Origin of the sequence: Kineococcus glutinatus (assembly GCF_039542765.1) — a bacterium.
Lineage (GTDB): Bacteria > Actinomycetota > Actinomycetes > Actinomycetales > Kineococcaceae > Kineococcus_A > Kineococcus_A glutinatus.
The window spans coordinates 1-12,285 of record NZ_BAABIL010000152.1; the positions used below are offsets into that span (position 1 = coordinate 1).

A 12,285-nucleotide genomic window follows, 5' to 3' on the forward strand; every position below is an offset into this window, starting at 1 on the left:
ACGATGATCTCCTCTAAGGCCGCGCCCGCCTCTGAGCGATCGCGCAGGTCCTTCCAGAGGTCCACGTCCTTGCGTAGTCGCGCTCGCAGGCTCCGCTGCTCCAGAGCTGTGTTCAGCAGCGCCAGGGCGCCAACCACCGCCCCGACCAGCGCCACCAGGGGCGTCACCCACTGATCCATGAGCGCATCCTGCTTGAGAGCTCCCCGCACAGGACGCCTCCCATGCCCGGCTGGGATGGAGCCTCAGTCCTCGCAAGCCACGAGGCGCCAGGACTCGTTGACCGCATGGTGCCGCTCAGAGAAGGTCGCCAGGTGGGACAGGGTGCGCTGACGGCGCAGGTCCCAACCGGTCCTTACGTCTCCAACGACTTCATAGCCAGGCGCGGGAGGGCCAGCCACGATCCCCTCCGAGGGCGGAGGAGTCCATGCCGGGTGCGGCGGAGGCGGGGGCTCTTGCTGTCGCGGGGCCACCCAATGAGCTTCAGGTCGCGCCTGCCTCAGGGGGTGAACACGTACCGATGCCCGGTCAAGCGGCCCGACGGCAGCACCGATCCCAGCCATGATCGCCGCCTTGATGCAGTAGTGGATCACGCGTTACCTCAGCTCACCCTCGCCGCTCCGCCTCTCTTAGTAACGGCGCGAGTGGCTTGAGCCTCTACCGCCCGAACGAGTGGCGGGGGCTGTGGACGGCCGCAGACGCGGCCGGCCGATCTCGGTCACCGTGGTGGCCATGCAGACCGACCTGGACCTGGACGACGTACTGGACCTCGCACGGGAGGTGGGGGATCTCCAGGAGGCTATCCGGGCCGCCGTCTACCGGGCGGCGGCCCGCACGCTGGGGACTCCCACCGTGACTGAGGACTGGGAGCGGGCGATGGAACTGGCCCGCGACCCCGAGCACCAGCGCCAGCTGCACCTCACGGCGGCGGCCTACGCCCAGGCCGTGGGCCTGGACCCGGGTCCGATGTCGGACGCGGCAGGCAGCTGACCTAAATACAGAACTCCACACTAACAGAAATGCCCCGCCCGGAAATCCGAGCGGGGCTACCTTCTGTTTTCGATCAGAACAAATCAGTAATGTCGACTCCGAAGAGTTTTGCAAGGAATCCAACAACTGAAAGGGTTAAGCTAACATTTCCCTTCCATTGACCCCTCGACCTGTTCCCGCAGTCACATTTTGACAATTCTTTTTTTCCCATCTCGCAACCCTTCTCTCAGGCGTCGATGCCCCTTCTGGGCCTCGCTCATGTACTCAGCATGACGACCTCCAGGGAGCGGGGTCAATGGCCAGAGATGCCCTTTTTCGACCCTGTGAGGGTAGCTCAAAATAGCGAGAATCAGAGCCGTGGGAGGGCATGGGGAGACTTAAGTCGCCATTTCTGGAAGTTAAATCAATTGATTCTTGGTGCGCAGGGGTTTTAAATCATCACTTGCCCCACTGGGCGCCCTGAGAGCGGCGGTGACGGGCGAGCGGAGGGACGAGGCCCAGCAGGGGCAGCTGAGGAACACCGGCCTACGCCGGTGCTGGGTGTAGCGGGTCGATCAGTGCCGAGCGGCGGGTGATGGCGGCTATGGAGCCGCGTGCGGCGTCCGGTGGCAGCCCTCGCCACCAGACGCGACACGACGTTCCCCCTGCGCGAGCCCGTTCTCGCGCCCGTGGTCCCCCCGGACTTCGGCGCGAGCCCCCCGGACTCGGTGATCACATCGACGTACCCGTCTGGGGCGTTACAGGGCCACGACCGGCGGGGGGCGGACAGGGGAGGATGCGGACATGGCCGATCGGCGGGACCTGCAGCCGGGGGATCGGTGCGCTGCTGCGCACGTCGAGGACTCCAGCCCGTGCCGAGGGGCGCCGGATGCGGTGCGGGTGGTCGATGCGGCCGGGGGCAGCCTGATGGCGTGCGTGGAGCACGGCGCCACGCTGCTGGCCTCGCTGCAGGGCGGGCGGGTCTACCCCGGCAGCCAGCCGGAGGCCGCCGTCGAGGTGTTCACCCTCGCGCACCACCGCGCACCGTTCGCCTTCCGCGACGGCGGGGACATCGACTTGGACACCGAGGCCGTCTACGGCCGTGACGGGCACCGCATCACCACCGCCGAGGTGGAGGAGCTGGCCGAGCGCATCGAGCGCGATGGACCGCCACCGCGGCGAGAGACGTGAGGAGCGGCATCGATCCTCACCCGAGTACTACGCGCGCAGGGATTGCCTCGCCACACTCAACGAGTGACCCAGCCGGCCCCTGCACCAACGCCCGCGTCCCCGCCCGCACCTGTGCCGACACCTCCCTCGCCGGGCTGGTGGTCACGCCACCGTGACCAGCTCACCATCGGCGTGGTGAGCGGCGTAGTGGCCGGCTTCGTGATCTTTCCGGCCACTGTGTGGTCCGACTCCAGGCTGGCGCAGCGCCAGGAGCAGGTCGAAGAGCAGCGAGCCGAGCAGCAAGAGGTCCTGGAGAACGTGCGCTTCGTGCGTGAGCGATCAGGACAACGCGACGCGGCCAAGCCATTTCGAGGATTAAACCTCACCGAAGCGAGCCTGGCAGGACTCGATCTCAGCTGCGCTGAGCCAACCAGCGTCGGCTCTTGTGCCGATTTGCTCGGCGCGAACTTGACCGGCGCAGACCTGCGCGAGACGAACTTGACCGGCGCAAACCTTCGCGAAACGAACTTGGCAGATGCTAAGTTGAGTACTGCAATCCTCGCCGACTCCAATCTCGCCGATGTGAACCTTGCCGGATTGGACCTGTTCGGTGCGGACTTACATCAATCGAACCTCTCCGGCGCGGACCTATCCGGGGCAAATTTGAGCATTGCAAACCTGAACTTTGCGCACCTGGAGGAGGCGAACCTCTCCGGCGCGGACCTGCATCTCACAGATCTAAGGAACGCGAATATGGCCGGCGCAGATCTGACCGGTGCGCTAATAGAAGGAGCTTGCTTTAACTCAAACACGTCATGGCCCCACGGTTTTAAACCTCCCAACGACTCCAACTGCGCCCAATGGTTTCCCGGCCGGGGGCCTTTGTCTCAACAAAGCTCCCCCTGAGATAAATCCGGCGCCACGCGGAGGCCATTTGCGGCCTGGGAGTTGTAGACGGCGCGGGTGGAGGAGAAGGTCCAGGCGGCCCCGCCTCGGGCGGTGGGCAGCGCGTCGGCGGTGAGGCCGTCTGCGATGGCCTGCCAGGAGCGGCCGGCGTCGCGCTCGGTGACGACGCGCTGGACGACCTCGGCGGGCAAGGTCTGGGGTCGGCCGAGGCGGACGCCTGCGGCCTTCTTGGCGGCCAGGGCGTCCTTGGTGCGCTGCCCGATCAGGCGGCGCTCGTACTGGGCGGTGGAGGCGACGATGTTGGCCAGCAGCTCCCCGGTGGGGGAGGAGGTGTCAACACCCAAGTCCAGGCAGACCACCGACCACCTGCGGCGCTCGGCCCGCTCCAGCACCCGGGTGAAGTCGCCCAGGCTGCGGGAGAGCCGGTCCACCTTGGTGACCATGAGCACGTCGGCCTTGTGCGCGTCCAGACGCGCCAGGGCCTCGGTGAGCGCGGGACGCTTCATGTCCTTGGCCGAGACCCCGGCGTCCTCCAGGAACTCCACCTCCCAGCCCCGGCGGTCGGCCTCGGCCTCAAGGGCGGCGCGCTGGGCCGCCAGGCCCGCGCCGGAGTTGGCCTGCTCCTCGGTGGAGACGCGCAGGTAGCCGATGACGCGCGGCGGGTGGTGGGCGAAGTCGGGAGTCACGGCGCCCATCCTGGCACTAAACGACCGTTTAGTGCCGAAACTGATCGCCACGGCGTGTTGAGATGGGCGAGGACGGCGGGGTACTGGCGCACCGCTACGCCTCGGGCAGGTAGACGGACAACCACCCGGGGTTGCGCAGCTCCACCCGGGCGCCGGGATAGGCGCGTACCGCCGCCGCCACCGAGCGCCAGTCCCACCCCTCTCCCTCCGGGGGCTCGCCACTGAACTGCAGCGCGCCGTCGTACGCCTCACACCGCCAGGAGAAGGGCCACTGCTGCATGGCCTCGCGCAGGTTCGCGGGCGCCCACGCCCGCTGCTCGTCGGTGAGGTCCTCGGAGGTGAGCAGCAGCTCCTCCTCACCGTCCAGCTCCAGCAGGGCGTCCAGCGGGTCACGCTCGCCGTCGTCGTGGCTCATGGCCGGGGACGGTAGTCAGCGCCTCGGACGCGGGGACCGCATCCTCAGCGGCCAGCACCACAGGGGCATCCCCGACCAGGCCCTGCCGAGCCGCTGGCACTGCCGGAACAGCGCCGGCCGCCGGCAGCGGGCGGGCACCGCCCCTCACCGATCGCCACCAACTGGTAGCTCTCCGTGGAGTTTGACCCCGAGGTTGTTAAACCGCAGACCCCCACCCACCCCTACTGTCTCGACCAAGATTTTTTCCCGGCACCCGGGGCGCTCCTCGCGTCGCACCACCTTCGGTCCCGCGTCACGACTAACCAGCCAAGATCTGGAACCGCCCGTCCATGATCACCGTTGCTCGGACACAGGCGGCGCATGGGACCCACCCAGGCAGGACCGACGGGCGGACGGGGAGAAGGGGAGGAACGCCACCACAACGAGGGACGGGCTCCTGAGCGGGCAGGAGCTTGGAGACCCGTGGTGGCACACAGAGCGGCAACGGTGCCGCTGAAGGCCTTGGTGCGCCTGTGCAGTACCCAGGGCGGCAAGACGCGACCTCACTGATCGCGTCTGGAGAACGAGGTGGTGGCGCATGTCGTTCAACGCAAGCACAACCCAGAAGAAGTCCCACAACGGGGCAAAGAAGATCGACGTTCGCGGCGCCGAACACGGTGGCGACCGGAACACCGGGGGCGACGACGAGGGGAACCAAGTCCAGCAAGGGCTGAACCGGAGGACCCTTCTGACCGGAGGTGCGGCGATCTTCGCCGGAGGGGTCCTGACGGAGCTGGGAACGGGAGTCGGGGACAGCATCAGAAGCTGGCTCGTGACCCTCGTCGGCAACGACGAGGACCCGGTGGTGACCGGCTCCTTCGAGTACCCGGACAACGACGAGACGATCAAGGACTACCCCACCAAGTACTCGACCAGCGGCAGCATCAGCGGCCCCGTACCGGACGACTCCACGTTGTGGGTCGCCACCCGAGCGAGCGGGGAGTCGGAGTGGCACCCGATGCGCGAGCCAGCGGTCATCCGTGATGGGGCGTTCTTGGCTCCCGCGCTGTTCCTGGGAGCTCCTCCGCCGCAGGACCAGGAACGCACCTTCGCCTTGGAACTGTGGCTTGCCGATGCCGAGGCGACGGCCGTGCTCAAGCGGTTCGCGGAGCGCGCGATGGAAGACCACAGCAGCATCCCTCGCCCTCAAGGCGTGGAGATGCTCCAGCAGATCACCGTCAAGAGAGGCTGATGCGGCTCCGGCCCTCGCCCAGCGGTGAGGTGAGGGCCGGAGCGGCTCTCGACAACACCTGTCGGTGCCGCTCGGCACGCTGGTCGGCGTGCCCGACGTGCCGAACCCCGACGACCCGCGCCACGAGCATCTGTTCTGGCCGGGTGAGGTGGAAGACGCCCGACAGTTGGCCACCGAGAAGGAGCGGGCTCCACGGACGCTGCTGCGTCGCTGCCAGCTCTGTGGCGTAGCGGTAGACCTGGTGCAGGTGGCCGGCGGCAACCGGCACGCGACGACGGTGAAGGGAGCCCCCGGCATGGACCGCTCACCCGAGAACCTCGCAGAACGGCGACGACTGGCGTCGCTACACGACGCTCTCCAGCAGCTTCGCGCGGCGGACCGGGAAGCCGATGAGGACTTGATCTGGCGCTGGACGAAGCGGGTCCTGGAGGACCTCTTCGCCTGCGAGGAGGCCCGGACCAAGCAGCCCGGCCTCTTCGGCCACAAGGACGCGCAGGACTACTACAAGCACCGGAACGCCGATGAGCGTGGCCGGTCTCTCGCCGGGCTGATCTGGGTCCGTAGCTTGCTGGTCCACCACCAGGGCGAGCTGCGGGCCTGGGCCTGGAAGCCCCTCGGGCCGCACTTCCTCACCGAGGACGGATGGGTTCCCATGGAGAGGTCCGTGGCTACAGCGAACGGCTGGGAGCCAGTGGAGACCCACGCCAGCGTCGCGGAGTGGTCACCTCGCGCCTCCCTACCCGAGGGCAACCCGGAGAAGCGGGGCCGCGAGGTGATGTACGACCAGCGGGTAGCCGGTCGCCGCCTTCTCCCGCCTCTTGAGGAGGCGGAGGCCTACCTGCTGAGCTGACGGAAGCCGACCTCCGGGGGACCCGGATCGACTGTTCCCCGCCGCACCTGGCGGTGCTTCCGCTGCGCCCTCCACGGGCACGAGAAGGTCTGCAGGGCAGCTCTATCGGTCCCGACGGGGAACGCCCGCCACAAGCCCCCAGGAGCCCCAAGGAAGGGACGGAGGGGCCCGCCCGTAGGCGGGCACCCCCAGCCCGTTCCGGCGCCTCACGGCGGCACTGACGCCCTTCTGGAGGCGGTCTCGGTCAGGGCCTCACTGAGGTCGCGCGGGCGGCCGCCCACGCCTGGCGTTCGGCGGGCTGGGCGTGGTCGTGGCAGCCCTCGGTCCAGGTGGTGACGGCGATCCGCAGACACCAACCCCGGCAGCGGGTGCCGCGCCGGGTGAGCCGACCGCAGCGGATCCGCAGCGACCGCCCGGCCCCAGTGGGGCCGCTCACGCCGACCGGCCCTGGCAGACCGGACGACGCCGCTTGGGGCGGGCCCCGACCCAGGCGCGCAGTTCCTCCCAGCTGGCGTGGTGGCGGCAGTGGGCGGCGCGGACCTTGCCCGCCAGCCACAGGGTGGGGCCGTTGCACAACTCGCCGTCGTCGGTCGTGGCGGCGCACAGCGCACCGCTGGCGCGGCGCTCCTCCCGGCTCCGCAGGAAGTAGCTGGTGCCCTCGGGCTCGGCCACCGACTCGGCGGCCGGCATCTCGGCCGCCTGCTCGTGGGCGGTACGCCCGGTGAGGAGGCGCTGGACAGCGGCGGTGAGCCGCGTCCACGCGGTGTTCTTCATCATGTCGATCCCCAAGGAGTCGGCCGTCGCACCACTGCGACGGCATGGCGAAGTCGGGTGTCCGCGTCAGCGGCACCCGTGGGTGTGGGTTGGTGGCCCGCGTCGGCGGGCCCGATGGAGTCGGCGGCCTCCCTCCGGGAGGTCGGCGCCAGGTCAAGCGAGAGAAGGACAGCGGGCCTGCGGGCCCGCCTGCGTCAACACCAACGCGATGGTCAGCTCCGCCGTCGATGCGGCGGTGCTGCTGCACCTAGGCCCTCCGGGGCCTCCAGGCCCCTGCGGTCCTTCTTCGCCTGGCGTTGCTGACGGGCCAGACCGGCCTCCAGGCCGGTCGGCCCCTTGAGAACGGCCCGAGCGCCGGGGGCGCTCAGCTCGGGCCGGTGGCCGTCGGCCGGGCTCGCTGCCCGGCCTTCTTCAGTCGGGGTTGAGTGTCTCTCTTGGGGTCAACATCTCAAGACTTCAAGACGCGCCGAGACTCCAGGAGGAGCCGTCACGGACCAGCAGGGCCCCGTACTGCGCGCCACGGGAGAGGTTGGTGGCGGCAGTGGTGACCTTCAGCGCGAACTTCTCCGCGAGGTGAGCGGCCACCTGGGACTGGTTCATACCCTGGCAGTCCCGCACGACCGCCTCCGCGATCTCGCGGTTGCGGTCCTTGGTGCCCTCGTCGCGCGCTCGCTTGCGGGCCGTGCGCTGCTCGGCCAGCTCCTCGGCTTCGGTCTCCTCGACCACGGTCAGCTCCGCCTCGCACGCACCGCGCCGAAGACGGGTGACGTGGGTGCGCTGACGGTTGCCCTTGCTGGTGAGGGTCAAGTTCTCGTCGTCGTCCGGGTGCGGCTTGGCGATGCTGACCTTGCACCGCACGGAGGAGCTGATCACGGTGTGGCCGAGGGGGCGGCTCTTCTGGGCGCCGCCCCAGTCGGACTCGTGCGCGACGACGACCACGGTCGCCCCGCTGCGCACCATGCGCCCGAGCCCGTCCATGACGGTGCGGACCGACTTCTCGTCGGTCAGGTCCTCCTCCCCGGCCATCGTGAGGTTGTCGAGCACCACCAGCGTCTCGGCGTCGGCGCGGATCTGGTGCGCCAGGACCGCCCAGCGGTCCCGGTCCAGCGGCTCGTGCAGGTTCAGGACCTGCAGCGCGGTGGTGTCGAGCGGCGTGCCGAGGTCGCGCAGGCGCTCGCCGTACTCCAGGTCGCCGCCGATCTCGGTGCTCAGGACGAGCACCCGCCGGAAGACACCAGTGCCGTCTTCGCGCACCAGTCGGTGCGCGCCGAGGAACTCGTCTCCGGTGACGGCGGCGTGGACGAGATTCACCGCCACGCACGACTTCCCCGCCTTCGGCTGGCCGGAGTAGAGGTTCATCCCCCGCGCCAGCAGGTTCGGGACCACGAACGTGGGCAGGCGCTCGGCCCGCGTCAGCAACTCGGCCAGCGTGTACGCCGTCCACGGGTCGGAGTCGCTGTGGCCGATCAGGCCCACCGCGCCGCCCTCCGCGACCTCGGGCACCCGGGACTGGAGGGGGACCACCGTACGGGCCGTCACCGGACGGCCTGGGCGTCGAGCCAGGCCAGAACTTCGGGCCGGCGGTAGCGCCAGTGGGCGCCGAGCCGGTACCGGGGCAGCGCCAAGCGCTGCTGGTTGATGACCACCCACCGGGGGGTCTTGCCGATCAGGGCCGCCACGGCGGCGCTGCCGATGAAGGGCTCCGAGGCCTCCGTCTCGGGGGTGTGGGTGTCCACGTGGTGTCTCCTGGGGTCGGGGGGCACGCTCTACGTGCCCTTCCCCCTTCTCATCGACGCGAGCGGGGCCGTTGTTGTCGAGGTCCACCAGGCCGTCCCCCAGGTGGACCAGGGCGGCACCTCTGGACACCGGGCCTGCCAGGACGGCGAGACGGTACGGGCACCTACGTGCCAGGGTGCGCGCCATGCCAGACCTGACCCACATCCAGATCGCCCTCATCCTGATCGAGGTCGCACTGCTGCTGATCTTCGCCGTCGGGATGTCGATCAGCGGCCACCTCCGCGAGGCCAACCGTCTCCGAGAGCGGCAGGTCCGCGCCCAGGAGCAGGCCAACCGCATCGCGGACCGGGCAGGACGCAGCAGCTTCTAACGGGACGCCGGTCACGCTCCGTGCTGGCCGGGACCCAGTACGAGGCCCGGAGCGCACGCACCAGAGGGTGGTGCACTTCGCCGGGGAGGGCGGGCCTTCCAGAGGTCCGCCGGGTGGGGGTGGAGAGCGGTACGGAGGAGGCGAAATCCCAGGTCAGGCCAGGGGTGCGGGGGAGGCGGAGCCCCCTTCGGGGGCACGATCTTGAGCCGCGTGGAGCGAACTACCGGATTAGGACTCGGCGTGCCTACCCGAAGAACGAGGTGGTGATCTCTACGGTCACCGGGTGACCTTCGAGACGGTGTGGCCGGATCACTGGCTGCCTCGTGCCCCCCTGGCGGGGGAGTCGAAGGGCGGTGCCTACCGGCGAACCAGTCGAGAGCGGGCGCTCACGCTGCCCTACGTGGAGGCCAACCCCTCGGTGCTGCGCTCCCTGGTGGTCACCGATCACGATGGCGCAGACGCCGACGTGATGGCCGCTCTGGCGGGACTGCCCACGCCGTCCTACGTCGCCATGAACCCTCACACGCGGGCTGGGCACATCGTCTACGCCTTGGACTCCCCGGTGTGCCTGACCGACGCCGCTCGTCGCCGCCCGGTCAACCTGCTGGCCCGGATCGAGCACGGGCTGTGCACCGTGCTGGGCGGGGACGTGCACTACGGCGGACGGATCACAAAGAACCCTCACCACGCCCAGCAGCACCTCACCCTCTGGGGACCACAGGAGGCGGTCTACGGCCTGCGGGACCTTGCCGGGGCGCTCGCCGGCCTGGGCGCCCTTCCTAGTGCCGGTGACCCCCGACGCAACGTCACGTCCTCGGCGGTGGGCCGCAACGTCGCGCTCTTCGATCACACACGGCGGTGGTCCTACCGGCGTCGTGGGGACTTCACCAGTCGGGAGGAGTGGGGCCGCGCAGTGTTCGCCGCTGCGTGGGAGCACAACGAGACCGTTATCGGGGACGCCTTCACGCGCGGGCCGCTCTCGGCGGCCGAAGTGGGGCACGTCTCCCGGTCCATCGCGGAGTGGACATGGCGGAGGATCAGACGCACCTTCTCTGAGGAGCAGGCCCGCAGAGGTCGCTCCGGGGGGAAGCTGACGGCTGCGCGGGGTGGGCGCGAGCGGCTGATCGAGATGAACAAGGCGCGGGCTGTAGACCGCGCCGCTCTGTTGGAGGTGGCTGGTGGGAGCTGAGCACCCGGTGCGCCGGAACCTGACAGCGCGCGAGACAGCCGAGCGGCTGGGCATTGCCCCTCGCACCGTGCGGAAGATCATGGCCGAGCCACGGAACCAGTTCCTAGCGCGAGCCGCCGAACGGCGTGAGCAGGCCGTGGCCCTACGGGCGCAAGGACTTTCATACCTAGAGATCGCCGCCGAGATGGGCTGCTCCACGGGCACCGTGGGGCGGCTGCTCCATGACGCTCGCCTGCTGGAGAAGAAGGCCCAGCAGCAAGCTGTCTGAGCGGACGGGCGGCCTTCTCCTCGGAGGGGCCCGCCTCACCCCTTGAGGCGGCCCCCGGGGTTGCTCTTGTCCCGGCCGGCCCTGGCCTCGGCCAGGCGCTGGGCGATGGTCTCCACGATCTCCTCGTGGCTGGCCTGCGCCAGCAGGCGCTCCAGGGCCAGGCGGACCACGGCGGACTTGCTCACGTCCACGCGCGGGCGCTGGGAGGCACCAGCGAAGCGGATGGCGTCGAGGGTGAGGTCCAGCTCCGGGGGCAGGTAGACCGCCAGCTTGCGGTCCTTCTCGTCCACCTTGGCCGGGGCGCTCGCCACCACGGCAGGCGCTTGCTCGACCACGGCCTCCTGCGGCCTCTCAGGCAGCCCAGGAAGCTCTCCCTGCCCGTCGGGCACCTCGGGGACCCCCACCTGCTCCTGGACGCCCTGAGCGGCCCTCAGGGCCGCCTGGACGGGCTTCTCCGGCGGAAGCGTCCTGCGGCCACCGCGAGGCGGTGGAGGCGTCCGCCTGGCGCGCTCGGCCTTGGCGTCGAGAGCGTCGAGGCCATCGGTCACGGGGGTGCTCACTTCGGGTAGCTCCTCACGAGGTCGGCCAGGGAGGCCAGCGCGTCCACGACGGGCTGCAGGGCCTTGGCGGGACGGGGCTCGGCCGTCATGGCCATGCGCTTGCGGCGCAGGCCCACGGCCGCGACGTTCGGGATGGGCGGACCCACCCGCACGGGGGTGCCCGCCACGATCTGGCGCAGCTTCGCCCGGCTCTGGGCGTCCGGGACGCGGGGGACCATGTTCGGCACCAGGACCAGGGGGTAGTCCGCCAGCTCGGCCACCATGCCGGCGGTGGCCTCCAGCTCCTTCACCCGCAGCGGCACGGGCGAGACCACGACATCGGAGACGGCGCACGCGCCGTCGCTCCAGGCGCTCCAGCCGGGGTGGGTGTCCACCACGACCCACTCCCGGTCCCACTCCCCCGTCCAGCGCTTCAGCGCGGCGGCCACGTCCTCGGAGGACGGCTCGACGTAGACCAGGTGCGGGTGGCCCGGCACCAGGTCCGGCTTACCGTGCCCCTTGAGCGGGCGCGGGGTGCGGTCCTTCTCGAAGGCCTCCACCAGCGGCACCGAGGTGCGCTCCTCGTGCCGGTAGCCCCAGACCCGCGAGGCGGAGCCCTCGTCCCACTCGAAGTCCACCAGCGGCGCACCCAGCAGGTGCGCCAGTTCGTACGCCACCGTTGTTTTGCCCACCCCTCCCTTGCGGGAGTGGACGGTGAGGATCTTGGTCACCTGGGGAACAGTAGATCCAGACTTCAGGGGATCCGGGGATCCGGCTCTGGCGTGTCGGATCCCTGTAGGGATCCGTCGTTCTGTGGTTCTGGCGACAGATCGCTAGAAGACTCAGACCTTGGGCGAGTCCACCACCCCTTGCGCTCCTGGCGCTGCACGAGCCAGCCTCCCGCTGCTACGAGGAGACCCAGCAGCAACCAGGCCGTCACCAGCGAGTTAAGAACGGATGGGTCATCGCCAGGCTTGAAGAACCACTCCCCGAAGCCGCGGGCTGGGGAGAGAGTGCTGAGCCAAAAGATCGCGGCCGCGATACACAGGATCCCGCCAGCGATGAGCTTTAGGATCCGAGCGAACGGCTCCCTCGTCCGCGCCCGCAGCTTCTCGATGTTGGCGACGATGATCTCCTCTAAGGCCGCGCCCGCCTCTGAGCGATCGCGCAGGTCCTTCCAGAGG

Annotated in this window: 16 protein-coding genes; 8 read left to right on the plus strand and 8 right to left on the minus strand. The window is 69.6% G+C overall.

Annotated elements, in window-relative coordinates; translation table 11 throughout:
- Positions 1-729: 729 nt before the first annotated feature.
- From ABEB16_RS06575 to ABEB16_RS06585, 3 genes are all read left to right on the plus strand, one after another.
- Positions 730-987, plus strand: coding sequence for a hypothetical protein (locus tag ABEB16_RS06575; protein ID WP_345711458.1), 258 nt, complete (start codon positions 730-732; stop codon positions 985-987).
- Between the two features lie 783 nt (positions 988-1,770).
- The gene (locus ABEB16_RS06580) at positions 1,771-2,157 is read left to right on the plus strand and encodes a hypothetical protein (RefSeq protein WP_345711459.1); all 387 of its coding nucleotides are present in this window, start codon (positions 1,771-1,773) and stop codon (positions 2,155-2,157) included.
- A 174-nt stretch (positions 2,158-2,331) separates the two neighbouring features.
- Positions 2,332-3,042: a pentapeptide repeat-containing protein gene (locus tag ABEB16_RS06585; RefSeq protein WP_345711460.1), complete on the plus strand. Its 711-nt coding sequence runs from the start codon at positions 2,332-2,334 to the stop codon at positions 3,040-3,042.
- Here ABEB16_RS06585 and ABEB16_RS06590 read toward each other — a convergent pair.
- Together ABEB16_RS06590 and ABEB16_RS06595 are read right to left on the minus strand one after the other, a co-directional pair.
- Positions 3,024-3,728, minus strand: a complete 705-nt coding sequence (locus ABEB16_RS06590) for a recombinase family protein (RefSeq protein WP_345711461.1) — start codon at positions 3,726-3,728, stop codon at positions 3,024-3,026. The genes ABEB16_RS06585 and ABEB16_RS06590 overlap by 19 nt on opposite strands.
- 94 nt (positions 3,729-3,822) lie before the next feature.
- The gene (locus ABEB16_RS06595; RefSeq protein WP_345711462.1) at positions 3,823-4,143 is read right to left on the minus strand and encodes a hypothetical protein; all 321 of its coding nucleotides are present in this window, start codon (positions 4,141-4,143) and stop codon (positions 3,823-3,825) included.
- Positions 4,144-4,720: 577 nt separating this feature from the next.
- On the opposite strand from ABEB16_RS06595, the gene ABEB16_RS06600 reads away from it, so the two are divergent.
- Both ABEB16_RS06600 and ABEB16_RS06605 read left to right on the plus strand, forming a co-directional pair.
- A complete protein-coding gene (locus tag ABEB16_RS06600) occupies positions 4,721-5,374 on the plus strand; it encodes a hypothetical protein (protein WP_345711463.1) in 654 nt (217 codons plus the stop codon).
- Positions 5,375-5,438: 64 nt separating this feature from the next.
- The gene (locus ABEB16_RS06605; protein WP_345711464.1) at positions 5,439-6,224 is read left to right on the plus strand and encodes a hypothetical protein; all 786 of its coding nucleotides are present in this window, start codon (positions 5,439-5,441) and stop codon (positions 6,222-6,224) included.
- 432 nt (positions 6,225-6,656) lie between these two features.
- On the opposite strand, the gene ABEB16_RS06610 is transcribed toward ABEB16_RS06605, so the two are convergent.
- The 3 genes from ABEB16_RS06610 to ABEB16_RS06620 all read right to left on the minus strand — a co-directional run bounded on the left by ABEB16_RS06610 (position 6,657) and on the right by ABEB16_RS06620 (position 8,734).
- The gene (locus ABEB16_RS06610) at positions 6,657-7,001 is read right to left on the minus strand and encodes a hypothetical protein (protein ID WP_345711465.1); all 345 of its coding nucleotides are present in this window, start codon (positions 6,999-7,001) and stop codon (positions 6,657-6,659) included.
- A 453-nt stretch (positions 7,002-7,454) separates the two neighbouring features.
- Positions 7,455-8,522 carry an AAA family ATPase gene (locus ABEB16_RS06615; RefSeq protein WP_345711466.1) on the minus strand — a complete coding sequence of 356 codons (1,068 nt, stop codon included), beginning with the start codon at positions 8,520-8,522 and terminating at the stop codon, positions 7,455-7,457.
- A gap of 11 nt (positions 8,523-8,533) precedes the next feature.
- A complete protein-coding gene (locus ABEB16_RS06620; protein WP_345711467.1) occupies positions 8,534-8,734 on the minus strand; it encodes a hypothetical protein in 201 nt (66 codons plus the stop codon).
- A 185-nt stretch (positions 8,735-8,919) separates the two neighbouring features.
- On the opposite strand from ABEB16_RS06620, the gene ABEB16_RS06625 reads away from it, so the two are divergent.
- The 3 genes from ABEB16_RS06625 (at position 8,920) to ABEB16_RS06635 (ending at position 10,562) form a co-directional block, all read left to right on the plus strand.
- The gene (locus ABEB16_RS06625) at positions 8,920-9,105 is read left to right on the plus strand and encodes a hypothetical protein (protein WP_345711468.1); all 186 of its coding nucleotides are present in this window, start codon (positions 8,920-8,922) and stop codon (positions 9,103-9,105) included.
- A 283-nt stretch (positions 9,106-9,388) separates the two neighbouring features.
- A complete protein-coding gene (locus tag ABEB16_RS06630) occupies positions 9,389-10,294 on the plus strand; it encodes a replication initiation protein (protein WP_345711469.1) in 906 nt (301 codons plus the stop codon).
- A gap of 79 nt (positions 10,295-10,373) precedes the next feature.
- Positions 10,374-10,562 (plus strand): sigma factor-like helix-turn-helix DNA-binding protein, encoded by a 189-nt coding sequence (locus ABEB16_RS06635; protein ID WP_345711473.1) that lies wholly within the window; start codon positions 10,374-10,376, stop codon positions 10,560-10,562.
- A 35-nt stretch (positions 10,563-10,597) separates the two neighbouring features.
- On the opposite strand, the gene ABEB16_RS06640 is transcribed toward ABEB16_RS06635, so the two are convergent.
- The 3 genes from ABEB16_RS06640 to ABEB16_RS06650 all read right to left on the minus strand — a co-directional run.
- Positions 10,598-10,897 carry a hypothetical protein gene (locus tag ABEB16_RS06640; RefSeq protein ID WP_345711470.1) on the minus strand — a complete coding sequence of 100 codons (300 nt, stop codon included), beginning with the start codon at positions 10,895-10,897 and terminating at the stop codon, positions 10,598-10,600.
- Positions 10,898-11,118: 221 nt separating this feature from the next.
- Positions 11,119-11,832: a ParA family protein gene (locus tag ABEB16_RS06645; protein ID WP_345711471.1), complete on the minus strand. Its 714-nt coding sequence runs from the start codon at positions 11,830-11,832 to the stop codon at positions 11,119-11,121.
- Between the two features lie 23 nt (positions 11,833-11,855).
- On the minus strand, positions 11,856-12,285 hold a 430-nt coding region (locus ABEB16_RS06650; RefSeq protein ID WP_345711472.1), incomplete at its 5' end, for a hypothetical protein.

Bases quoted from the DNA above. Each gene is read 5' to 3' on its own strand.
- ABEB16_RS06575 (WP_345711458.1), top strand. From the start codon at position 730: ATGCAGACCGACCTGGACCTGGACGACGTACTGGACCTCGCACGGGAG.
- ABEB16_RS06580 (WP_345711459.1), top strand. From the start codon at position 1,771: ATGGCCGATCGGCGGGACCTGCAGCCGGGGGATCGGTGCGCTGCTGCG.
- ABEB16_RS06595 (WP_345711462.1), bottom strand. From the start codon at position 4,143: ATGAGCCACGACGACGGCGAGCGTGACCCGCTGGACGCCCTGCTGGAG.
- ABEB16_RS06600 (WP_345711463.1), top strand. From the start codon at position 4,721: ATGTCGTTCAACGCAAGCACAACCCAGAAGAAGTCCCACAACGGGGCA.
- ABEB16_RS06610 (WP_345711465.1), bottom strand. From the start codon at position 7,001: ATGATGAAGAACACCGCGTGGACGCGGCTCACCGCCGCTGTCCAGCGC.
- ABEB16_RS06625 (WP_345711468.1), top strand. From the start codon at position 8,920: ATGCCAGACCTGACCCACATCCAGATCGCCCTCATCCTGATCGAGGTC.
- ABEB16_RS06635 (WP_345711473.1), top strand. From the start codon at position 10,374: ATGGCCGAGCCACGGAACCAGTTCCTAGCGCGAGCCGCCGAACGGCGT.